This is a genomic window from Paenibacillus sp. FSL H3-0469 (assembly GCF_038051945.1).
Taxonomy (GTDB): Bacteria; Bacillota; Bacilli; order Paenibacillales; family Paenibacillaceae; genus Paenibacillus_AQ.
In genome coordinates, this window is sequence record NZ_CP150302.1 from 4,549,676 (window position 1) to 4,573,463 (window position 23,788).

The following is a 23,788-nucleotide window of genomic DNA, read 5'->3' on the forward strand; positions in this document are numbered from 1 at the left end:
TATAATGAGAACCATAAAATTCATAAACGGGTGGTGCAGGGAATGAGTAAAAGCAATGTGGTGAATTTGCCGGAGTGGACAAGAGCAGGAAGCAAAGACAAAAATCAGAAAGAAGCCTTAGGTACGCGCTTGAAGGCATGGGGCACCAGGCTGCCGGTTGTCCAGTTCTTCGCGGTCAAGAAGTGGGTGCTGCTCCTTAGCCTAATGGGCTTTTTGCTGGGACGGGCTATGATCCTGGATGAGCTTACTCCGTTTGCTGCTGCTTACTTCGCCGTCATTGTATTTATGCGCAGGGATTCCATGCTGCCTGTGGCCGCAGCTATCGTGCTCGGCAGTCTCTTCACACCGTTTCCGGGTGCCATCGTGGTTGCGGCAGAGCTGATTATTTTTTATCTGATCTACAAAGGGCTGGAGAACTTCCAGCGGGTGGATCTGTCCTATGCCCCTCTGATGGTGTTCGTGTCTTCCTTTATGGTGGGACTGTTCCAGGTCGTTATCGGTCCTTCACTCACGTGGTATCCGCTGATGATGGCGGCCATTGATGCTATACTCGGGTTCGTGTTGACGCTTGTATTCCTGCAGGCGCTTCCTTTATTCACCTATAAGCAGAAAAGCAGGGCACTCCGCAATGAGGAGGTACTCTGTCTGATCATCCTGCTGGCTTCCGTCATGACCGGTCTTGTCGGCTGGACCATTAACGGTCTATCGCTGGAGCATGTCTTATCTCGGTTTCTGATTCTGATCTTTGCTCTGGCCGGAGGAGCGCCGCTTGGTGCTGCGGTTGGCGTAGTGACCGGGCTGATTCTCAGTCTGGCCGATATCGGAGCCATCTATCAAATGAGCCTGCTGGCCTTTTCCGGGATGCTGGCAGGCATGATGCAGTCCGGACGCAAAGGGGCCGTCTCCATCGGGATGCTGCTGGGATCAACGATTCTATCTGTCTATTTCATGGGACCGGGAGATGTCATGAATTCCACCTGGGAGACCTGTGCAGCCGTAGTACTGTTTCTTCTAACACCCAAGGGGCTGATTACTTCCATTGCCAAATATGTACCAGGTACGGCGGATCACAGCCGTTCCCAGCATGAATATGCCCGGAGGGTCCGGGATATTACAGCAGACCGGGTGACCCAGTTCTCGCAGGTATTCCAGCAGCTCTCCAGCAGCTTCGGGCAGATTCCCCGGGCCGCAGAGGCGGGCAAAAGCGACCGCGAGATGGAGGACTTTATGAATACGGTAACAGAAGGAGCTTGCGCCGGGTGCATCCGGCGGACTCACTGCTGGGATGCCAAGTTCTATCAGACCTACAGGTATATGACGGACATGATGACCACGGTTGAGGAGTGCCCGGACATTACCGCTGCCCAGCTGCCGCCGGAGTGGAGCCGGATCTGCGGCAGGACGGGGGAGGTGCTTGAGGTGATGAAGGGCCAATATGAGCTATACCAGCATGATATGCGCTGGAAGCGGCAAATATACGACAGCCGCCAATTTGTGGCCGAGCAATTATCTGGTGTCTCGCAGGTCATGGAGGACCTGGCGAAGGAGATTAAGCGGGAAGGGCAGGCGATGTACCGTCAGGAGAGCCAGATCCGGGAGGCGCTGGAGAAGCTGGGCCTCTCCATTCACAGCATTGAGATTCTGAGTCTCGATCCCGGCAGGGTGGAGATTGAGGTCGTGCATGCCTACACCCGGGGCTTCGATGAATGCCGCAAAATGATCGCTCCGCTGCTCTCGGATATTCTGGAGGAAAATATTGCAGTGGTCAGTGAGACCGCCGTCCATCCCCGCGAGGGCCTGTCGATGGTGACCTTTGGCTCGGCCAAGGCTTACGAGATAAGCTCCGGCGTAGCTGCTGCCGCCATGGGAGGCGATATGCTGTCGGGAGACAGCTTCAGTATGGTGGAGCTGGGTAATGGCACCTTTGCCGTCTCCATCAGTGACGGAATGGGCAACGGGGAGCGGGCCAGGATGGAGAGCAGCGCTGCGTTATCCATGCTTGAGAAGCTGCTGCAATCGGGAATGGATGAGAAGCTGGCGGTGAAATCCGTCAACTCCATTCTGCTGCTGCGCTCCCCGGATGAATTCTATGCAACAGTAGATATGGCGCTGATCGACCAGTATTCGGCGCAGACCATCTTCATGAAGATTGCTTCCGCTCCAAGCTTCATCCGGCGGGGCAGCGAGGTGATTCCCGTGACGGCCAGCAATCTGCCGATCGGCATCATCAAAGATATCGAGGTGGATCTGGTCACCATGCAACTGCGTCCCGGTGATATCCTCATCATGATGACCGATGGGATTTATGATGCGCCCGGATATGCCGTTAATAAGGAGATATGGATGAAACGTCTGATTCAGGAGCTGGAGGGCGATGATCCGCAGGATATGGCGGACGAGCTACTGGATAAGGTAATCCGTTATCAGGGGAATGAGGTTCATGATGATATGACTATCGTGGTAAGCCGTGTGGATCATTACCACCCGGAATGGTCCAGCCTGCATATGCCCGGCGTCGGCCGGATGGAGCGCCCGCGTACGGTTAGCTGACGCAGCTATCTATTGACCTGACAACTAATTAGTCTATTGGGTAAGTTAAGTAAGCTGCAAATGTTGCACATAATGCAGCTTGACGCTGAAGATACCCCGGTGTTTTAGTGGATTGTTGCATAAATTGCAATATTCATTCGGCTAATTGACTTACGGGGGGAGGATTCCTGCCTTTTGTGCAACATTTTCCATACAAGGAGGGATTATTGAGAGGAATGTTGCATTTTAGGCAGGATTACTGGATTCGGCGAATGCATTCCAGCCACTCGCCAGCCCTTGCTCCGCTCCGTTTCAACCGCCGCCGGCTCGGCGGCGATTGCCTTCGGATTGTGATCTTATCGTGAGGTTAAAGGAAAGGGAAGAAATTGTGGAACTGTAGAAGCGTCAGCGTTCGCCTGAAAGCTTTCCGCAGGAAAGCTCGCTTCGGAAGCATATGCAGTCTTCCGATTTCAACCGCAAACCGCGGTCTCAAATCAGGAAATCGGAAGACAACAGCGATCGGAAGTCCACAATTCTTGCAGTGACCCTTAGCTCACCTAGATTTCATTCCAAAGTTTTTCAGCTATAGGCGGCGTTTGAAATCTCTCTACCTTGGCAATGCTAGTAACTAGACAAGGAAGGGAGGAACGGTCATGAAGCAAATTCTGCTGATCACGGACGGTTGTTCAAATGTGGGGGAGAGTCCGGTGCTGGCGGCTGCACACGCCCGCCAGGAAGGTATCACGGTCAATGTTGTAGGGGTCGTAGATTATGGAACCATCGGTGAGCTGGGCAGCCGGGAGATTGCCGATATTGCCAAGGCAGGGGGCGGGATCAGCCGGATCGTGGGAACCCCGCAGCTGGCCCAGACCATTCAGATGATGACACGCAAGACAGTGGTTCAGACCATTCAGCAGGCGGTTAATAAAGAGGTGCAAAAAATTCTCGGCGACGGCTCGCTGGCGGAGTTGCCTCCGCTGCAGCGTTCACAGGTGGTTACTGTGGTCGACGAGCTGACCGAAACCTCGCCGCTGCGCATAGCGCTTTTAATTGACGCAAGCGCCAGCATGAAGCCGAAGCTTGGTGCGGTGGAGGACGCCATCCGTGATCTGGCGCTCAGCCTCGAGGCCCGGGAAGGGAGCAGCGAGATTGCCGTGTTTCATTTTCCCGGACGCTCGGGCAGTGAGGATGCCATGCTGGATATCGACTGGACCCGGAATGTGTCCGAGGTCCGTTCCCTCTTTTCCAGATTGAAGATGCGGGGAGCTACGCCGACCGGACCGGCTATTTTCAAGGTGCTGGAACATTATCGTTATGATAAACTGGAGAAACATCGCAATTATCTTCCAGGGGAAGATGACGGGGCAAGAGAAGGGATGATTGATGGGTATGTCGTCTAATCCATCCTATCCGGCAGGCACAGTGATTACCGGCAAATGGCGGGGGAACCGTTATGTCGTGGAGCGTGTGCTGGGGAAGGGGGCAAACGGAACCGTATATCTGGTGCAGCGGGAAGGCAGACGGGAGCGGTATGCGCTTAAGATCGGATACGATACGCTGGAGCTGCAGTCTGAGATTAACGTGCTGACCTCCCTGCAGTCCTGCCGCAAGCGCAGCGAGCACCGGGCCCGCAAGGAGTCGCCGTTATCCTCCTATCTGCTGGAATCGGATGATTTCAAGGACCGGGACCATACGCCCTTTTATGTGATGCGTTATGTGGAAGGAAGGCCGCTGCACCATTTCCTGTCCAGGAACGGCGCCTCCTGGCTGGGGCTTGTCGGAATGACGATTCTGGAGAAGCTGCAGACGCTGCATGAGTGCGGCTTCGTATTCGGAGACCTGAAGCCGGAGAATGTCATGGTATCCAGCTACGGGGAAGCCGAACTGATTGATTACGGGGGAGCAAGCCCTATCGGACGGAGTGTGAAGCAGTTCACCGAATGGCATGACCGCGGATTCTGGAATGCCGGCAGCCGGACAGGCGACCAGAGCTATGACCTGTTTGCTTTTGCCGTCCTGTGCCTGCGTCTGCTTAATGAAGAAGGGCTGAAGTCTGCCGCCCAGCAGCTTCCGCAGACAAGGAGCGTAGAGGAGCTGATGAAGCTGGCCCGGGAGCTGCCGGATAAGAAGCTGTCCTCCTGGCTATGCCTCGCGCTCAAAGGCGGTTTCCCCGGTTCCGCGCAGGCTGCGGAGATCTGGAAAAGCCACATCTACAGAGGACGGAAGACCGGACATGAGACGATGGCAACCCCGCGCTGGCTCAAAAATGCGTTCGCGTTGTCTTTATTTCTGCTGGCATTCACGCTATACTGGGTTTTCCGCTTCTGATATCTGTAATAAGCAATCGTACATAATCACCAAGATGCTGACCGCCGGAGCAGGCCGTGTAAGGGATGGCAGGAAAGGAAGCCCCTATGGAGCACAGGAAGGAACTGGTGGAATCCGTAATGGAGGCTGCGGCTGAATATGAGCTGTGGGCGCCTCATGACACCATCGTAGTCGCAGTTTCCGGAGGGCCGGACTCTGTGGCTCTTTTGCGTATTCTGCATGAGATCTCCCTGACCCGGATGCCGCTGGCGCTGATCTGCGCCCATGTCAATCACGGCTTCAGAGCCGAATCGGCAGAGGAAGCAGAGCTGGTGCGGGCCCTCGCGGCAGAGCTGGGCATTCCCTTCGAGCTGGGCGAATTCGATATTCCGTCCATCATTAAGGAGAGCGGGCTTGGCCCGGAAGGGGCTGCACGGGAGAAGCGTTACCAGTTCCTGATTGCTACCGCACACCGTTATCAGGCGCGCTCGGTGGCGCTGGCCCATCATGCAGATGACCAGGCCGAGACGGTGCTTATGCGGCTGCTGCGGGGGAGCGGGCCCTCGGGCCTTGCCGGCATGCGCTGGAAACGGACCGAAAAAAAGGTGGAACTCATCCGCCCCTTCCTGCGTATTAACAAAACGGCTCTTGTCGGCTTTTGCCGGGAGGAGGGCCTGGCTTATGCGGAAGATGCGACCAACCTCCTGACGCAGTACAAGCGGAATGCAGTCAGGCTGGAGCTGCTGCCTATGCTGGAGCAGCATAATCCGCAGGTGAGACAATCGCTTCTGCAGCTGGCCGAAATTGCCTCGGCGGAAGATGAATATATGGAGGCGAATGCGGCAAAATGCTTTGATGAGCTGGTTTTCACCGAGCATGGAAAATACACCTTGAAAAGAGCTGCCTTTGCGGCCATACCCTCCGCTTTACAACGGCGTTTGATTAAACTAATATTAAATTATCTGTCGGCGGATTCATCATTCATGGATTTTTCCAAGATTGAAGCAGTACGCCGGGGAACGCTGCAGGAATACCCTACCGTCTGGATGCTCGATATGGGTGGCGGTTATGTCTGCGTGCGGCAATATGATACCATTGTGTTCTCGTCCAAGCCCTTGACCCGGCAGGTAAGTTATACATACCGGCTGTCTTTGACTCATCCCCGGATTAAGCTGATGGAGATAGGAAAGGTTATGACGATGAGGGGGCTTGCGGGAGAAGTTTTTTGTGCACAGGAGGAGGATTACGGGAAGAACTCGGCTTGGTTTGACGGGGATGATCTTGTCCTGCCGCTCACCATTCGTTCCCGGTTGCCTGGAGATACCATAAGGGTTATGGGATTAAACGGAAGCAAAAAGGTAAAAGATATTTACATTGATGATAAAATACCTTCTTCCGAACGGCCTGCAATTCCCCTCGTATGTGATGCACTCGGCAATATCGTCTGGATTCCGGGCGTAAGGCGTTCGGTGCATGCCGCAGTTGGGCGGCACACGGCCACGGTTCTGCTCCTGACCCTGGAAGACATGGAACAGGGCGAAGAGTCGTAATGGCCGAAGTAAGTCTTTCATAAGTATATCTTAGGAGGTTCGCAAGTTGCAGAATGATATTCAGGAAATCTTGATCAGCGAAGAAGAAATTCAACAAAGAATCAGGGAGCTTGGCGCCCAGCTGAGCAAGGAATATGCAGACCGCACACCTTTAGTGATTTGTGTACTCAAAGGTGCGTTTATTTTTATGGCGGATCTGGTTAAAGTGATTACAGTACCCGTTGAAATGGACTTCATGGCGGTATCCAGCTACGGCGGTACAACCAAATCATCCGGCGTAGTCAAAATCATCAAGGATTTGGATACATCGGTTGAAGGCCGTGATGTTCTGATTGTCGAGGATATTATCGACAGTGGCCTTACACTCAGCTATCTGATTGACATGCTGCAGGGGCGCAATGCCGCTTCTGTCAATGTAGTCACTCTGTTCGACAAGCCGTCAGGCCGCGCAGTGAATCTTGAAGCCCAGTATACCGGTTTTGTGATTCCTGATGCATTCCTCGTAGGCTATGGACTGGACTATGCCGAGCTGTACCGGAACCTCCCTTACGTCGGTGTACTGAAGCCTGAGATTTATACCAAATGAACTACCCGACAGCCTTAGATCTACGGATCACTTTTCTGGATTTCCTGACAATTTGAGGAGTCCGGTCAGGCTATGGTACAATAACTTGAGCGTTGCGAGAGGAGGTAGGGGATGAATCGGTTCATCCGGAATTCTGGTTTTTATTTGATTTTATTTTTAGTCGTGGTGGGCATAGTCCAGTTTGTAAGCAATGGAAATGAATCCGCCGATCTCCCTAGATATGATGAGTTGCGGCAGGAGATCTCGAACAATAATGTGAAGAGCATGACGGTTCAGTTTGAGGGGAATGCATTTCTGGTTACTGGCGAATATAAAGAGCTGCCACCCGAGGCTAAATCGAAGAATTTCTCCACTTATGTTCCTCCTACAGACGAGGCCCTTAACCAGCTTGTGGCTGCCAGCGATAAGAACGGCATAGAACTTAGCCAGAAGAAAATGGAAGGTGACAGCATCTGGCTGACATTCCTCTCTTCCATGATCCCACTGGTTATTATGTTCATCCTGTTCTTCTTCCTGTTCAATAATGCACAGGGCGGCGGCGGCAAGGTAATGAACTTCGGCAAGAGCAAGGCCCGGTTATATAATGAAGAGAAGAAGAAGATCAGCTTCGAGGATGTTGCAGGAGCTGACGAAGAGAAGCAAGAGCTGGTTGAGGTTGTTGAATTTCTCAAGGACCCCCGCAAATTTGCAGCGGTGGGTGCCCGGATTCCGAAGGGGGTACTCCTTGTAGGTCCTCCGGGAACAGGTAAAACCTTGCTGGCCCGTGCAGTTGCAGGGGAAGCAGGCGTTCCGTTCTTCAGCATTTCCGGTTCCGACTTCGTGGAAATGTTCGTCGGTGTCGGCGCATCCCGCGTTCGTGACTTGTTCGAGAATGCGAAGAAGAACGCACCTTGTATTATCTTTATCGATGAGATCGATGCTGTGGGACGTCAGCGCGGCGCAGGACTTGGCGGCGGACATGACGAACGTGAACAGACCCTTAACCAATTGCTCGTTGAAATGGACGGCTTTGGCGGCAACGAAGGCATCATCATTGTCGCGGCTACCAACCGCGCAGATATTCTTGACCCGGCGCTGCTCCGTCCGGGCCGTTTCGACCGTCAGATTACGGTTGACCGTCCAGATGTGAAGGGCCGCGAAGCTGTATTGAAGGTTCACTCCCGCAACAAACCGCTGACTAAGGATGTAAGACTTGACGTTATCGCCAAGCGTACTACCGGCTTCACCGGTGCGGATCTGGAGAACCTGCTGAACGAAGCGGCATTGCTTGCTGCACGCCGTAACCGTAAGGACATTACGATGCGTGAAGTGGATGAAGCGATTGACCGTGTCATCGTTGGTACCGAGAAGCGCAGCCGCGTCATCAGTGACCGCGAGAAACGGATTGTCGCTTATCACGAAGCAGGCCATACTATTGCCGGCTACTTCCTTGAGCATGCTGATGTGGTACACAAGGTAACCATTATCCCGCGCGGCCGTGCCGGCGGATATGTCATTATGCTTCCTAAGGAAGACCGGATGATCGTTACCAAGCAGGAGCTGCTTGATAAGGTAACCGGACTCCTGGGCGGACGTGTTGCAGAAGAGCTATTCATTGGTGAAATCGGCACAGGCGCTTATAGTGACTTCCAGCAGGCTACGCGCATTGTGCGTGCTATGATTATGGAATATGGGATGAGTGATAAGCTCGGGCCGTTGCAGTTCGGTGCAACTCAAGGCCAAGTCTTCCTGGGCCGGGATATCGGACATGAACAGAATTACAGCGACTCCATTGCTTATGAGATTGATCAGGAAATGCAGAACCTTATCCGCAGCAGCTATGAGCGCTGCAGAGATCTGCTGACCAAGCACTCCAAAGAAATGCACCTGATTGCCAACACCCTGCTTGAGAAGGAAACGCTGGAACTTGATCAGATCGCAGAATTGATTGAGCAAGGCTACCTGAGTGAGGATGGCAAGCCAGAAGAAGGCGTAGCCATTACCAATGAAGCGGGCGAGCCGATTATTGATTCCATCGGTGATGTACGTGTCCGGATTCAAGGTAAGAATGGCGAAGAATCCCCATTAGACCTGTCTAAGGATATTCCGAACAAGCCGGACCCTGAAGAGGGCAACGGACCGGATGACGGGAATAAGGGCGGCGGAAGCCTAGTCTAAGCTGTATCGCACAAATTGTGTAATTTAGCCCGGAGAACCACTGGTTCTCCGGGCTTTTCTTTTACAATATAAGAATGTATAGGTTTCACATGGTAACTTGTCCTCCGGTTTCGCTCTGAAGCAGAGCACCCGCTTGGATTGACAGGGGGTGGAACGTTGTGTACATTAGTGAATAAATATTAAATTTATCATTTATAAGAAATGTATTGGCGGCAAGCCATGAAGACATAAGGGGGAGACTGACCGTGGAAGCTCTGGCGCTTGAGCGCAAGCAGGAACAGAATCGTGAACTTCGTGTGCGCCTCGAACAGCTTAAGAAGGAACGGAATGCTATTATTCTGGCTCATTATTATCAGCGTGATGAAATTCAGGAAGTTGCCGATTTCCGGGGAGACTCTTTTTTGCTGGCCCAGAAGGCAGCGGAGACAGAGGCAGATGTAATCGTATTCTGCGGCGTTCATTTCATGGGGGAAAGTGCCAAGATTCTGGCGCCGAACAAGACGGTCCTGATTCCTGACGAACGTGCGGGTTGCCCGATGGCTGACATGGTCAATGTGGATGGGCTGCGGAAACTGAAGGCGCAGCATCCGGGTGCGAAGGTAGTAACCTATATCAATTCCTCGGCAGAGATTAAGGCGGAGACAGATATTTGCTGCACCTCAGCGAATGCGGTGAAGGTGATCGAATCGCTCGATGCTGAAGAAATTATCTGGGTGCCCGACAAGAATCTGGGTCAATATGTGCAGGATCAGACCGGCAAGAAGCTGATTATCTGGGAGGGCTATTGCAATACTCATGACATGCTTACTGTCAAAGATGTGATGGAGATGAGAGCCAAATACCCGGAAGCTGAATTTGTTGTACATCCCGAATGCCGCCCGGAAGTCGTGGCAATGGGGGATTATGTAGGCAGCACTACCTCAATTCTGGAATATTGCCGGAAATCGGACCGCCGGCAGTTTATTGTGGGTACTGAGGATGGAACCGGGTATCAGCTGCGGCTGGACAGCCCGGATAAGGAGTTTCATTTTGCCACCAAATTCCTGGTGTGTCCTAATATGAAGGTTAACAATCTGAAGAAGCTGGTCAAATGCCTGGAGACAATGAAGCCGCAGATCTATGTACCGCCTGCAGTCGCCGACAAAGCCAGAACATCCCTAGAGCGCATGCTACAAGTCCGGTAGCATGCGCTACTCTTTCGTTGAAACAGGTGAAAAGTGGTCATGATTCCACAATATTTGGTTGATTTTGATCTTCAGGGACTTCCTGTAGTTAAGACAGACTGCCTGGTCATTGGTTCCGGTATTGCCGGGTTATTCACAGCAATTAAGGCCAGCGAAGACCGGAAGGTTATTATGATTACGAAGAAGACCGTAATGGAGAGTAACACACGGTATGCTCAGGGGGGAATTGCTGCCGTGATTTCGGAGGATGATTCGCCGGCGTATCACCGTCAGGATACCCTCATGGCCGGTGCAGGATTGAACTCCTCTGCGGCTGTGGATGTGCTGGTCAATGAAGGACCGGAGGGCGTCCGCGAGCTGATCCGGCTTGGCACTATTTTCGATAAAGAGAATGGAGTACTGGCCTTAACCCAGGAGGGGGCACATAGCCACCGCCGTATTTTACATGCAAATGGGGATGCTACAGGATATGAGATTGTCCGCGCACTCGCTGAACAGGCTGCGGGGCATGAGAATATTGAGACCTGGGATGACCATTATGTCATTGACCTGATTACGGAGGGCGGAGAGTGTCTGGGAGCGCTTGTACAGCGGCCTGACGGCGGACGGTTGTTCCTGCAGGCAGATGCAACAATCCTATGCTCCGGCGGAGCAGGACAGCTATACCGTTACACGACCAATCCTGAGGTGGCCACCGGAGATGGAGTAGCTATTGCCTACCGTGCCGGTGCCCATATCCGGGATATGGAGTTCATCCAGTTTCATCCGACAGCACTCAGCTATCCTGGCGCTCCGCGCTTTCTGATCTCTGAGGCTGTGCGGGGAGAAGGGGCGGTCCTGCGGAACATTAACGGTGAGCGGTTCATGGAACGTTATCATGAGCTGCAGGAGCTGGCCCCGCGGGATATTGTTGCCCGAGCCATTGTAAGCGAGATGGAATTGACCAAATCAACCTTTGTCTATCTGGATATTACGCATGAACCGGCGGATATGGTTAAACACCGCTTCCCGACCATTTATGCGACCTGCATGAGCTACGGGCTGGATATTACAAGTGACTGGATTCCGGTGGCTCCTGCTGCGCATTATATGATGGGGGGCGTGAAGACCGACCTGAGTGGAGAGAGCACAGTTGCCCGCCTGTTTGCCTGTGGTGAGGTATCATCTACTGGTGTGCAGGGAGCTAACCGGCTGGCCAGCAACTCCTTGTCGGAAGCCGTTGTGTTCGGCCGCCGGATTATTGAACGCATCCGCCAGCTTCCGCCGCTTGACCGGGATAACCTGCCCTCAGCCTATCATCAGGCAAGGGTGGAAGCTCCTGCACAGGCGATTGTAGAACGGCGGCTCAAGCTGCAAAAGGCTATGGTGCGGTATGCCGGACTGCGGCGGAACCAGGAAATGCTGAATAAAGGCCTGGATGAGATAAAGCGCCAGCTGCCGATTTTTAAGACCAGACTGACAACACGGGAAGAATACGAGTTCGCCAATATGCTTACATGCTGTCTGCTGATCACCGAATCGGCCCTGGCAAGGGAGGAGAGCCGCGGTGCACATTATCGTGAGGATTATCCGCTGCGCAGTGACGCACAATGGCAGAAGCATCTGCTCCAGATTCGCGAACTTGGAATAGTGGAGGAATTAAGTGATGATGTTTAACGGATACAATGAAGACCTGCTTAAGGCTATTAAGGGCTGGCTGCAGGAAGATGTCGGCTCTGGGGATATTACTACCCGTACAACCATACCCGCAGGGCATGAGTCCAAGGGAATTATCCATGCTAAGGAGGACGGGATTATTTGTGGAATCCCCGTGGCCGAGCTGGTGTTCGAGGTCGTTGATCCTGGTCTCGTATTCACGGCAATGGTCCAGGAAGGACAAGCTGTCTCCAAGGGCACTGTGATTGCCGAGGTAGAAGGCAGTACCCATGCCATCCTGACTGGTGAACGGCTTGCCCTCAACTTGATGCAGCGGTTATCCGGTGTGGCTTCGCGCACGGCTTCTTTTGTTGAGAAGCTTCAAGGGCTGCCGACCCGCCTGGTGGATACCCGCAAGACCACGCCGGGCCACCGGATGCTGGAGAAATATGCAGTCCGCATAGGCGGCGGAGCCAACCACCGTTACGGTCTGTATGATGCTGTAATGATTAAGGATAATCATATCAAGGGGGCCGGCGGCATCCGTCAGGCAGTAGGGCGTGCACGTGCTAATATCCCGCACACCATGACCATTGAAGTAGAGACGGAGAGTCTGGAGCAGGTGGAGGAAGCGCTCGCGGCCGGAGCGGATATTATTATGCTCGATAACATGTCTCCTGAGCAGATGGCTGAAGCCGTGAGAAGAATTCGGACCAAGGCGAAGCATGTCACCATTGAGGCATCGGGCAATGTATCTCTGGAGACGGTCCGGGGCATTGCTGAATCGGGAGTGGATGTGATTTCGGTAGGACGTCTAACATATTCCTTCGCCAGTCTCGATATCAGCCTGGATCTGAACGCCAAGAAGGAGGGAACCCTCTGATGATACTTGTCGTTGATATCGGTAATACGAACATCGTGCTGGGCGTCTACCGGGGCAGTGAGCTGCTGCACCATTTCCGGCTGAGCACTGCCCGCGGGTCCACTGTCGATGAATACGGTGTGATGATTCATAATCTGTTCAGCATGTCGAATCTGTCGTTCAGGGATGTCGAGGGGGTTATCATCTCTTCGGTTGTTCCGCCGCTCGTACAGGTCATCGTGGAGATGTGTGTCAAATTTATCGGCAAGGACCCGCTGCTGGTGGGACCCGGTATCAAAACCGGGCTTAATCTGCGTTATGAGAACCCGCGCGAAGTGGGAGCGGACCGGATTGTGAACGCCGTTGCGGCGATTGAGCAGTATAAATGTCCGCTTGTCGTCGTTGATTTCGGCACGGCAACCACCTTCGACTGCATTGATGCCGGGGCCAATTATCTGGGCGGTGCTATCGTGCCGGGTCTGGGCATTTCCACGGAGGCCCTGTATCTGCGGGCATCCAAGCTGCCCCGGATCGAGCTGGAAAAGCCGAAGAAGGTAATCGGGCGCAATACCGTACATGCGATGCAGGCAGGGATCATTTTTGGCTATGCCGGTCAGGTTGAGGGTATCGTCAGACGCATCAAGCAGGAGATGAACGCCCCCGTTCTCAAGGTTATTGCTACCGGAGGGCTGGCCTCATTGATTGCCAGTGAGACAGAATGTATCGACGAGGTTAATCCGATGCTGACGCTTGAAGGATTACGCATTATTTACAACCGTAACAAATAATCTTAAAGATGAACCTATACAGAACAGATAGATAGGAGGAGTATGCACCCAATGGATAATAAGAAGGACCGGCTGGTCCGGGGGACGGCGATGAACGGAAGAGTCAGAGCGTTCGCTGTCCGTACCACAGAGCTTGTCGATGAATTGCGGCGCAGACATGATACGTATCCGACGGCTACGGCAGCGCTTGGACGTACGGTTACGGCCGCAGCTATCATGGGGGCCATGCTCAAGGGGCAGGAGAAACTCGCGATAATGGTCAAAGGAAACGGTCCACTCGGGCAGATTACGGCTGAATCCAATGCCCTGGGAGAAGTTCGCGGCTATGTGCACAATCCGCATGTTCATCTGCCAAGCAACAGTATGGGCAAGCTGGATGTCGCAGGGGCGGTAGGAACAGAAGGCTTCATTGATGTCAGCAAGGATCTGGGGATGAAGGAGCCGTACCGCGGCAGTGTGCCTATCGTTTCAGGAGAGCTGGGTGAGGATTTCACTTATTATTTTGCCCTCTCGGAGCAAACGCCTGCTGCTGTTGGACTTGGAGTATTGGTGGAGACCGATAATTCGGTCAGAGTTGCCGGAGGCTTTATTATTCAGCTGCTGCCCGGCCTGACCGATGAGCAAATTACCGAGGTTGAGCAAGCGGTTGGAGCCATGCCTTCGGTTACGTCCGTGCTGGATCAGGGGCTTGAGCCTGAGGAAATGCTGCGGCTGCTGCTGCCGGATGCTGTGATCCTGGATGAGCTGGAGGTCCGTTTTGTGTGTCAGTGTTCACGGGAACGGATTGAGCAGACTCTGGTCAGTCTGGGTGAGCACGAGCTGGAACGGCTGATTGAAGAAGATGATACGGCAGAGGTCGTCTGCCATTATTGTAATGAGAGCTATGTATTTAACAAGGATGAACTGCAGGTAATCCTCGATCAAGCGAAGTCTTAGGGCTATGAGATGGTGACAAGACAGGAGCGCGCGCTGCGCAATGCCGTTATATTACTTGCCGTGGCAACGCTGGTACTGGGAGGATTATTATTCTGGAGCCTGCGTGCCATGGCACTGCTGAAGGCAGAGACGGCTGAAGGAGAAGCCTCGGATGTCGCTGCTGCCGGAGGCCAGCCGGTCACGGAACAGGAATGGATAGAGGAGCTTCAGAAGAAGCACGGGGAAGAAGTGCTTCTGAACATGCTCAATCATATTGTGGTGGGTAAGGAAGCCGCAGCGCTGGGAATTACGGTCACGGATGAAGAGATTGAGCAGGAACTGCTGCGCGGTATCTCCGGTTATAGCTCAGAAGAGCAGTATTATCAGCAGATGGAGTCTGAGCTTGGACTATCCCGCCAGGAGCTGCGTGAGGAGACGGCATACCGGTTGACACTCCAGGCAATAGCTACGGGCGGGATTACGGTCAGTGAAGCGGAAATTGATGATTATCTGAAGCAAAATAGCGAGAGATTCATGCCCCGCAAGCAAATGCAGCTCTCTATCATCCAGACCTCCACCTATAACGAGGCCGGTACAGTGATGGACCGCCTGGAGCAGGGGGAGGATTTTGCAGAGCTGGCCCGGGAGGTCTCGATCGACAAGGAAAGCCGCCAGCACGGCGGCAGTATCGGAACGGTCGAGGAGAAGGACCCGTTCTGGCCTGAGGAGCTGCTGGAGACAGCAGCCGGGCTTGAGAAGGGGGATATCGCAGGACCGCTGCAGATTGACGGCGGGTATGCGGTGATCCGTCTGGAGAAGCTGATCGATCCTGTGAAGCCGGACCAGGAGGAGCTGCGCCGGATGATCGGCCAGCAGCTGAGACTGGAGCAGGCAGCGCCCTTGCAGCAGGTGGAGCGTGAATTACGGGCCAAATACGATACAGCAATATATATTGACAACAGCCTGCAAGATTGATAATATGAAATTAAATATAAAACCTACTGATTTAGTCGGGAATATTAAGCGGTACAATTTCAACTGTTAGTTACCCAGGCATTGCGAACCGGGAGCTACGGTAATATATGCTGATAGCATCTGTCATAAGTTCCGCACCCTAATTCATTTATCATTCCAAGGAGGTTTTTACTCATGGCTAAAGTCGTCAACAGTGTAACAGATTTAATCGGTGGCACACCGCTCGTCCGCCTGAACCGGATTGTTCCGGAAGGTTCGGCAGAGATTTTCCTGAAGCTGGAATACCAGAATCCAGGCTCCAGTGTGAAAGACCGTATTGCCATCAGCATTGTAGAAGAGGCTGAGAAAGAGGGCCTGCTGAAGCCAGGTGGTACGATTGTAGAAGCGACCAGCGGAAATACAGGGATCGGCCTGGCGCTTGTGGCAGCTGCCAAAGGCTACAAGGCCATTATTGTTATGCCGGAAACGATGAGCCTTGAGCGCCGCAACCTGCTGCGCGCCTACGGCGCTGAGCTGGTATTGACTCCGGGATCGGAAGGAATGAACGGTGCGGTTAAGAAGGCTGAGCAGATTCTGAGCGAGAATCCGGACTATTTCCTTGCAGAGCAGTTCAAGAACAAGGCTAACGTGAAGATCCACCGCGAGACCACTGGACCTGAGATCGTTGAAGCGATTGAATCCGTAGGCGGCCCGCTGGATGCATTCATTGCCGGTGTTGGCACAGGCGGAACGATCAGCGGTGCCGGTGAAGTGCTGAAGAATCAATATCCGGGTGTGAAGATCTATGCGGTAGAACCTGCTGCTTCACCGATTCTGGCTGGAGGCAAACCGGGCCCGCACAAGATTCAGGGGATCGGCGCTAACTTCGTGCCAGAAATTCTGAACCAGGATATCTATGATGAGATTATTCATGTTGAGAATGATGAAGCGTTCGAAACTGCCCGCCGCGTAGCCAAGGAAGAAGGCGTGCTGTCCGGTATTTCCTCCGGTGCGGCTGTATTTGCTGCACTGAAGGTAGCGAAGGAACTGGGCGCAGGCAAGAAGATTGTTGTCATCATCCCAAGCAACGGCGAACGTTACCTGAGCACTCCGCTCTATAACTTTGAAGTATAATTGCTGAGAATTCCGCTCGTTAGAAGAGCCTGCCCTATCCGCTTCCACAGGGATACCGCAGGTTCTTTTTGTGAAATATAAGAATTTATATGTTGCACACGAATAATTATCCTTCTATTTCTCGCTGAAACGGTACCGTCCTTTTAAAGGACGGTAAAGCCGTTTCCACTTGAAAATATAAGAATGTATATATTTCATGCGGCGTTTGGGCTTTTCAAAGTAACCCTATGTACAGTATACTGACAGGCAATAAACTATCGATGAGGCGGGAGAATGGTTGTGGAGATCTTAACGGCTTGGCAGGACTGGGAGCAGTGGGCAGAGGCAGATGAAGCCTGGAGCACCTTGCCCCTGATCCTGAGGAAACGGCAGGACAATCAGGGCTTGCCCCGCAGCTGGAAGCAGGCCTGGGAACAGGCTTCCCCCTATTCGGTTGTCCTGGAGAGCGGCAAGGGCGGGCGCTACACCTATCTGGGTCTGAGCCCTGTCTCCATCATTGAAGGCCGGGGAGCTGTTGCACAGAGCTATACTCCCGGAGCCAAGGCTTCAGGGCAAATAGAATCTGCCGTAACGAAAGGCCAACCGCTGCAAGTGCTGCAGGAATGGATGAGGGAATATACGTCTCCCCGCCTGCCGGTTGACGGTCTGCCGCCATTCACCGGAGGCTGTATCGGATTTCTTGGCTATGATGTGGCCCGTTCCCTGGAGAAGCTGCCGTCGCTTGCCAGGAACAACCCTGAATTTCCGGATTATCTGTTCATGAGACTGGAAGAAGTGTGGATCTACGATGAGCAGGAGCAGCAGCTCTATTGTGCAGTTCATGTTCCTGTCCCGGATACTGTATCCGGTAACCTGGACGGGCTAAGGAGTCTGTATGAGGCTGCTGTGCACCGTGCGGAGCGCATGCTGGAGCAGTGGAGCCTTCTCTACGCACTGGCGGAGCCGGAAGAAGCCGCCGCTGCAAGGTTCGCCGGGCTTACCCGCAGGGTGGAGAGCGAGGCCGAGATCACCGGCGAATGGCCCGGCATGAGCTCGGATTTCTCTGCCGGGCTCTTCCAGCAGGCTGTGCTGAAGGTCCAGGAATACATCCGCGCCGGAGATGTCTTCCAGGTGAACCTCTCGCTGCGCCAGCAGGCACAGCTCAAATCCACACCCGAGGACGTCTACGAATGGCTCCGTAGACTCAACCCGTCCCCGTACATGGGGCTGCTCCGCACGCCCGGCTTCGCGCTCTCCAGCGCATCGCCGGAGCTGCTCGTCAAGCTGCACGGGGACAAGGTCAGCGCCCGCCCCATTGCCGGCACCCGGCGGCGGGGCCATACTCCCGCGGAGGACGCCGCCATGGAGGCGGAGCTGCGCGGGAGCGAGAAGGAGATCGCCGAGCATATTATGCTTGTCGATCTGGAGCGCAGCGACATCGGCCGTGTCGCTGCCTACGGAACGGTCAGCGTGCCGGAGCTGCTGACCGTGGAGCGATACTCGCATGTGATGCATCTCGTCTCGCAGGTCGAGGGAATCGTCGCACCCGGCAGGGATGCGTACGATGTCATTGCCGCCTTGTTCCCCGGCGGCACCATCACGGGCGCGCCCAAGGTGCGCACCATGGAGATTATCGAAGAGCTGGAGCCGGTCCGCCGGGGGCCATATACTGGATCTATGGGCTGGATTGACTATAACGGCAATATGGAATTAAATATAATCATACGCACGCTCGCAGTGAAGGACGGAATCGGCTACATTCAGACAGGTGCTGGAATTGTAATTGATTCAGATCCTTACCGTGAGTACCGGGAATGCCACAACAAAGCCAAAGCGGTAGTAAAAGCCATTCTCTGCAGTGAACGCGAGCAGGAAGAGCGGGCTGCCCTCGGCGCCGAAGGAGGAAGCGCAATATGATCTTGGTCATCGATAATTATGATTCCTTTACGTATAACCTGGTGCAGTATCTGGGTGAGCTGGGGGAAGAGGTTAAGGTAGCGCGCAACGATGAGATCAGCATTGAGGAAATTGAAGCATTAGCCCCGGATCATATTCTGATCTCCCCGGGACCCTGCACACCGAATGAGGCAGGCATCAGCCTCGCGCTGCTGCAGCATTTCAAGGGCATCATCCCCATATTCGGCGTATGTCTCGGACACCAGGCGATCGGACAGGCTTTTGGCGGTAATGTCATCCGTGCAGAACGCCTTATGCATGGCAAAACCTCGCCCATCCATCATAACGGTACCTCCGTATTTGAAGGGCTGGAATCTCCTTTCACAGCGACACGTTATCATTCACTGATCGTGGAGCGTGAGAGTCTGCCGGATTGTCTGGAGATTACCGCCGAGACCGCCGAGGGCGAGATCATGGCCTTGCGGCATAAGGAATACCCGATTGAAGGGGTACAGTTCCATCCCGAGTCGATCATTACGAATCACGGGCATACCATGCTGCGCAATTTCCTGAAACGGAGAGCCGGAGAACCGGCATGAAATATATAGGATTTAACAACAAAGCAGTCGACGCCAAAGACGCCGTGGTCTCCGCTCTGGATCACGGCTTTTTGTACGGCATGGGCCTGTTCGAGACCTTCCGCACCTATGGGGGACAGCCTTTCCTGCTGGAGCGCCATCTGGGCAGAATGACAGCGGGCTGCCGTCAGCTGGGCATTCCTTTCGAGCCGGATGTACAGGAGCTGCGGGAATGGATTCGGCTTGTAATGGACAAGAATGAGCTTAGTGACGCGTATATCCGCTACACCGTTACAGCCGGTGAGGATATTCTGGGTCTGCCATCTGCAGCCTATAAGCAGCCTAATCATCTGCTCTATATCAAAGCTTTGCCGGTCACACCAACCGGCTTATACACGGAAGGCAAAGAACTTCAGCTTTTGAACCACCGGCGTAATACCCCGGAGGGACCGGTAAGACTCAAATCGCTGCACTATATGAACAACATTCTGGCAAAACGTGAATTGGCCGGATATCCGTCCGCAGAGCGGGGGGCCGAGGGATTGATGCTGACCGCACAGGGAGAGCTCGCCGAAGGCATTGTGAGCAATATTTTTTTCATCTCCAATAAAAGGCTCTATACCCCCGATGTAGCCACCGGGATTCTACCGGGAATTACCCGGGAAATGGTGCTTGAGCTGGCAGCGGCCAGCCTTCAGCCGGAACAGGGCTTGTACCGCTGGGAGCAGCTTGCGGCTGCCGATGAAATCTTCCTCACCAATTCGGTGCAGGAGATTGTACCGGTAAGTACATTATGGAATGGAGACCGGCGGGTAACCATAGGCAGCGGGCGCTGCGGAGAGCAGACGGCTGGACTTATGAGGCTGTACAGAGAAAGGACGGATATGCTGATATGAAGCCGATCATCTATGAGCGGACTTACCGCTGCGGAAGCAGCGAGCTGAAATTGGGCAAGCGTACGCTGATTATGGGGATACTCAATGTGACGCCGGACTCCTTTTCGGATGGGGGGTTGTGGACAGAGCTTGATAGAGCGGTAGAGCATGCGCTGCAAATGGCGGCAGAGGGTGCCGATATTATCGATATAGGTGGAGAATCGACGCGTCCGGGTCACCAGCCGGTGAGTGCTGAAGAGGAATTGGCCCGTGTACTTCCTGTCATTGAGCGTATCCATCATGCCGCCCCGCATCTCCCACTATCTATTGATACCTACAAGGCGGACGTCGCCCGCCAGGCAATTCAGGCCGGTGCGCATATCATCAATGATGTATGGGGAGCCAAGGCCGATCCGCAGATGGCGGCGGTTGCTGCGCAGGCAGACTGTCCAATCATTCTAATGCATAACCGCCATGACCGTCATTATAAGAACTTGATCAGCGATATGACGGATGACCTGAGCGAGAGTATTGAACTAGCGCTGGCAGCCGGAGTGAAGCCGGAGAATATTATTTTGGACCCGGGAATCGGCTTCGCCAAGGACTATACAGAGAATCTTCAGGTCATGACGGGACTAGACGCACTGACGAAGCTGGGATATCCGGTGCTGCTGGCCACTTCGCGCAAAAAATTCATCCGCACCGCCCTCGGTCTGCCCGCAGATGATGTCCTGGAGGGGACTGCGGCTACTGTCGCCTTCGGGATTGCCCAGGGCTGTCAGCTTGTGCGGGTTCACGATATTGCGGCGATGAAGCGTACCGTAAAGATGTGTGACGCCATGTTATATGCAGGGTCACCTGAGCTCAGCGTATAGATAATATTCTTCAAGAGAAGGCAGGTACCCTTAATGGATAAAATGAAGCTGCACCGCATGGAGTATTACGGTTACCACGGAGTGTTTGAAGAGGAACGGAAGCTCGGCCAGCGTTATTATATCGACCTTGAGCTGGAGCTTGATTTGCAGGGAGCAGGGCTCAGCGATGATCTGGAGCAGACCGTGAATTATGCTGAAGTTCATGTTGAAGTCAAAAAAATTGTCGAAACCCAGTCCTTTAAGCTGATTGAAGCTTTGGCGGAACGTATTGCATCCGGGTTACTGGACACTTATACTGTTATCAATGCAGTAACGGTCCAGGTGACCAAGCCGCATCCTCCCTTTGATATTCATTTTCAGGGAGTCACTGTAGAATTGCGCCGGACGAGAAAGTGAGACAGACTGATGAACATACCTTCCACCTCTGAGGCATCAGAGGCTTATATTGCTTTAGGGGCTAACCTGGGTGACCGTCAAGGCACGTTGAGAGAAGCCCTGCACCGGCTGGAGCATCACGACAAGATTGAAGTTGTGCGCACTTCCCGGGTCTACGAGACGGAGCCTGTCGGCTATCTGGATCAGCCTCAGTTTCTTAACATGGCGGCTGTTCTGCGCACCACACTGGCACCGGAGGATCTGCTTCATGTGATGCTGGACACGGAGAACCAGCTCGGCCGGGTCCGGGATGTGCGGTATGGACCGAGAACGGTAGATTTGGATTTGTTGTGGGTAGAAGGGCTGACCCTGGACACGCCGGATCTGACGCTGCCTCATCCGAGGATGCTGGAGCGGGCGTTTGTCCTTCTGCCGCTAAGCGATATTCTTTCGCCGAACGAAGAGACTTCCGGATTCCGCAGACTAATTACAACAGCGCTGCAAGACATAGACGGAAAGGCAGGAATTCGCCTGTGGACAACAAACGTATGGGAAGACGGGTCAGAGCATTCCGGAAGCTGAAGGGCTATACTCAGCAGGAACTGGCGGATTCTGTCGGAATATCACTTGCTGTGCTTGGTGCAGTGGAGCGGGGCAACAGACGTTTGGAAGATCAAATTTTAAATAAAATTGCGGACTTTCTGGAAGTGACAGTAGAGGAATTGGCCCATCCGGCACCATAAGACCGGGCTGAACGTTACAAATTGAGGTAGGGAAGTGATGGGGCCATGCTGAAGATTGGTGATATTGAATTGAAGAATCAGGTCGTGCTGGCGCCTATGGCTGGCGTATGTAACCCGGCATTTCGTCTGATTGCCAAGGAATTCGGGACTGGCCTGGTCTGTGCGGAGATGGTCAGCGGCAAGGCGATCGTACATGGCAACCAGCGCACGCGTGAGATGCTGTTTGTCGATGAACGTGAGAAACCGCTGAGTCTGCAGATTTTTGGCGGGGACCGGGAATCGCTGGTGGATGCCGCGAGAATTGTCGACAAAGAAACCAATGCCGATATCATCGACATTAATATGGGCTGCCCGGTGCCGAAGGTGACCAAATGCGATGCCGGAGCACGCTGGCTGCTGAATCCGGACAAAATCTATGAGATGGTATCCGCAGTAGTCGAGGCCGTGGACAAACCGGTCACCGTGAAGATGCGGATCGGCTGGGACAGCGAGCATATCTTCGTTGAAGAGAATGCGCGTGCGGTGGAACGGGCCGGCGGAGCGGCCGTCAGCGTACATGGGCGGACCCGCGAGCAGCTCTATACAGGACGCGCCGACTGGAATTATATCCGTATGGCTAAAGAGGCAGTATCCATTCCGGTGATCGGCAATGGCGATGTGAATACGCCGGAGGATGCGCGGGCAATGCTGGACCAGACCGGCTGTGACGGTGTAATGATCGGGCGTGGCGCACTGGGAAACCCGTGGATGCTGTACCGGACGATTCAATATTTGGATAGCGGTGTGCTGATGCCGGAGCCTGGCGCAGAAGAGAAGATTAAGGTGGCAATTCTTCATATGGACCGCCTGATTGCTCTTAAGGGTGAAGCGGTGGCTGTCCGCGAGATGCGCAAGCACCTGGCCTGGTATTTGAAGGGCTTTAAGGCGGCGGCCCGCGTGAAGGACGTTATTATGGAAGAAACGAAACGTGATGAGATGGTGCGGATTTTGAATGATTTTGTCGGTCAGCTTAAGCAGGATGAGGAGCAGAATAACGCGGATAGCGCGCTTTTCGCCGTATGAGCCTCACATAATCCTGGGACTAAGCCCCGTTCCTGTGCGCTTTATTGAGTATCGCTAAACATTATATGGGGCGTCATTGACATTTTGTAGCGGTTCCAATATAATTTCACAGTATAAAATCGCCGTTACAGCAGGAGCAATGGTGAAGGAGGGTTCTGATCCCTCCGGATTCGCATATAGTATGGTGTTTTCAATAAATGTATACGACAGGAGAATCGGTTGAGATGAGCGATAAAGAAGTCATCCTTACACCGGACGGACTTAAGCGTCTGGAAGAAGAACTGGAGACCCTCAAATCCGTGAAACGCCGCGAGGTAGCGGAACGTATCAAAGTGGCCATCGGCTACGGTGATATCAGTGAGAACTCGGAGTATGAAGACGCGAAGAATGAACAGGCTTTTATTGAAGGACGGGTTCTTACTTTGGAGAAGATGCTCCGCAATGCCCGTATCATTAATAGCGATGAGATCGTGACAGATGTGGTAAGCATCGGGGTAACGGTGAACGTTGAGGATATGGAGTATGGCGACATTATGGAGTACACCATCGTGGGTACTGCCGAATCCGATCCGCTGAACAACAAAATTTCCAATGAGAGCCCTGTAGGCAGAGCGATCATCGGCAAGAAGATTGGTACGATTGTAGATGTTAGTGTCCCTGCAGGCGTCATTCAATATAAAATTCTTGATATCAAAATGAAGTAAGAAGGTTCCGAAGCTTCCTTAGGGAAGCTTTTTTCAAAAGATAAATATGGGTGAACACATACAGCTTATATTTTGTACCGGAACGGACTGTCCTCAAGAT

22 protein-coding genes are annotated in these 23,788 nt (G+C 53.5%); all 22 read left to right on the forward strand.

What is annotated here, in order from left to right; all coding sequences use genetic code 11:
* The first annotated feature begins 42 nt into the window (after positions 1-42).
* The 22 genes from spoIIE to greA all read left to right on the forward strand — a co-directional run bounded on the left by spoIIE (position 43) and on the right by greA (position 23,688).
* On the forward strand, positions 43-2,550 hold the full coding sequence (gene spoIIE / locus NSS83_RS20075; protein ID WP_341346347.1) for a stage II sporulation protein E: 2,508 nt from the start codon (positions 43-45) through the stop codon (positions 2,548-2,550).
* Between the two features lie 632 nt (positions 2,551-3,182).
* Entirely contained in the window at positions 3,183-3,929 is a 747-nt protein-coding gene (locus NSS83_RS20080) for a hypothetical protein (RefSeq protein ID WP_341346348.1), read from the forward strand.
* Complete coding sequence (locus NSS83_RS20085) at positions 3,913-4,857, forward strand: serine/threonine protein kinase (RefSeq protein WP_341183144.1); 945 nt, start codon at positions 3,913-3,915, stop codon at positions 4,855-4,857. The genes NSS83_RS20080 and NSS83_RS20085 overlap by 17 nt, the downstream gene beginning before the upstream one ends.
* Positions 4,858-4,943: 86 nt before the next feature.
* Positions 4,944-6,386, forward strand: coding sequence for a tRNA lysidine(34) synthetase TilS (gene tilS, locus NSS83_RS20090; RefSeq protein ID WP_341348751.1), 1,443 nt, complete (start codon positions 4,944-4,946; stop codon positions 6,384-6,386).
* A gap of 46 nt (positions 6,387-6,432) precedes the next feature.
* Positions 6,433-6,972 carry a hypoxanthine phosphoribosyltransferase gene (gene hpt / locus NSS83_RS20095; RefSeq protein ID WP_036696450.1) on the forward strand — a complete coding sequence of 180 codons (540 nt, stop codon included), beginning with the start codon at positions 6,433-6,435 and terminating at the stop codon, positions 6,970-6,972.
* 111 nt (positions 6,973-7,083) lie between these two features.
* Positions 7,084-9,129: an ATP-dependent zinc metalloprotease FtsH gene (gene ftsH / locus NSS83_RS20100; protein WP_341346349.1), complete on the forward strand. Its 2,046-nt coding sequence runs from the start codon at positions 7,084-7,086 to the stop codon at positions 9,127-9,129.
* 245 nt (positions 9,130-9,374) lie between these two features.
* On the forward strand, positions 9,375-10,313 hold the full coding sequence (nadA, locus tag NSS83_RS20105; protein WP_036696456.1) for a quinolinate synthase NadA: 939 nt from the start codon (positions 9,375-9,377) through the stop codon (positions 10,311-10,313).
* A 39-nt stretch (positions 10,314-10,352) separates the two neighbouring features.
* Positions 10,353-11,969, forward strand: coding sequence for an L-aspartate oxidase (nadB, locus tag NSS83_RS20110; protein ID WP_341346350.1), 1,617 nt, complete (start codon positions 10,353-10,355; stop codon positions 11,967-11,969).
* Positions 11,959-12,831 (forward strand): carboxylating nicotinate-nucleotide diphosphorylase, encoded by an 873-nt coding sequence (gene nadC / locus NSS83_RS20115; protein WP_341015431.1) that lies wholly within the window; start codon positions 11,959-11,961, stop codon positions 12,829-12,831. Before nadB ends, nadC begins: the two co-directional genes overlap by 11 nt.
* Positions 12,831-13,598, forward strand: a complete 768-nt coding sequence (locus NSS83_RS20120) for a type III pantothenate kinase (RefSeq protein ID WP_036723925.1) — start codon at positions 12,831-12,833, stop codon at positions 13,596-13,598. The genes nadC and NSS83_RS20120 overlap by 1 nt, the downstream gene beginning before the upstream one ends.
* A 51-nt stretch (positions 13,599-13,649) precedes the next feature.
* The gene (gene hslO / locus NSS83_RS20125; protein WP_341183140.1) at positions 13,650-14,534 is read left to right on the forward strand and encodes an Hsp33 family molecular chaperone HslO; all 885 of its coding nucleotides are present in this window, start codon (positions 13,650-13,652) and stop codon (positions 14,532-14,534) included.
* A gap of 9 nt (positions 14,535-14,543) precedes the next feature.
* Positions 14,544-15,488: a peptidylprolyl isomerase gene (locus NSS83_RS20130; protein WP_341183139.1), complete on the forward strand. Its 945-nt coding sequence runs from the start codon at positions 14,544-14,546 to the stop codon at positions 15,486-15,488.
* A gap of 174 nt (positions 15,489-15,662) precedes the next feature.
* Complete coding sequence (gene cysK / locus NSS83_RS20135; protein WP_339252702.1) at positions 15,663-16,601, forward strand: cysteine synthase A; 939 nt, start codon at positions 15,663-15,665, stop codon at positions 16,599-16,601.
* Between the two features lie 273 nt (positions 16,602-16,874).
* Positions 16,875-18,497 carry an anthranilate synthase component I family protein gene (locus NSS83_RS20140; protein WP_341346351.1) on the forward strand — a complete coding sequence of 541 codons (1,623 nt, stop codon included), beginning with the start codon at positions 16,875-16,877 and terminating at the stop codon, positions 18,495-18,497.
* Complete coding sequence (pabA, locus tag NSS83_RS20145; RefSeq protein ID WP_076082822.1) at positions 18,494-19,075, forward strand: aminodeoxychorismate/anthranilate synthase component II; 582 nt, start codon at positions 18,494-18,496, stop codon at positions 19,073-19,075. The genes NSS83_RS20140 and pabA overlap by 4 nt, the downstream gene beginning before the upstream one ends.
* Positions 19,072-19,950 carry an aminotransferase class IV gene (locus NSS83_RS20150; RefSeq protein ID WP_341183137.1) on the forward strand — a complete coding sequence of 293 codons (879 nt, stop codon included), beginning with the start codon at positions 19,072-19,074 and terminating at the stop codon, positions 19,948-19,950. Before pabA ends, NSS83_RS20150 begins: the two co-directional genes overlap by 4 nt.
* Positions 19,947-20,804, forward strand: coding sequence for a dihydropteroate synthase (gene folP, locus NSS83_RS20155; protein WP_341185165.1), 858 nt, complete (start codon positions 19,947-19,949; stop codon positions 20,802-20,804). Before NSS83_RS20150 ends, folP begins: the two co-directional genes overlap by 4 nt.
* Before the next feature lie 33 nt (positions 20,805-20,837).
* Complete coding sequence (folB, locus tag NSS83_RS20160; protein WP_341183136.1) at positions 20,838-21,200, forward strand: dihydroneopterin aldolase; 363 nt, start codon at positions 20,838-20,840, stop codon at positions 21,198-21,200.
* 9 nt (positions 21,201-21,209) lie between these two features.
* Positions 21,210-21,761 (forward strand): 2-amino-4-hydroxy-6-hydroxymethyldihydropteridine diphosphokinase, encoded by a 552-nt coding sequence (gene folK / locus NSS83_RS20165; protein WP_341183135.1) that lies wholly within the window; start codon positions 21,210-21,212, stop codon positions 21,759-21,761.
* Entirely contained in the window at positions 21,713-21,922 is a 210-nt protein-coding gene (locus tag NSS83_RS20170; RefSeq protein WP_341183134.1) for a helix-turn-helix transcriptional regulator, read from the forward strand. The genes folK and NSS83_RS20170 overlap by 49 nt, the downstream gene beginning before the upstream one ends.
* A 45-nt stretch (positions 21,923-21,967) precedes the next feature.
* Positions 21,968-22,984: a tRNA dihydrouridine synthase DusB gene (gene dusB, locus NSS83_RS20175; RefSeq protein WP_341346352.1), complete on the forward strand. Its 1,017-nt coding sequence runs from the start codon at positions 21,968-21,970 to the stop codon at positions 22,982-22,984.
* Positions 22,985-23,208: 224 nt separating this feature from the next.
* The gene (gene greA / locus NSS83_RS20180; RefSeq protein ID WP_341015412.1) at positions 23,209-23,688 is read left to right on the forward strand and encodes a transcription elongation factor GreA; all 480 of its coding nucleotides are present in this window, start codon (positions 23,209-23,211) and stop codon (positions 23,686-23,688) included.
* Positions 23,689-23,788 lie beyond the last annotated feature (100 nt).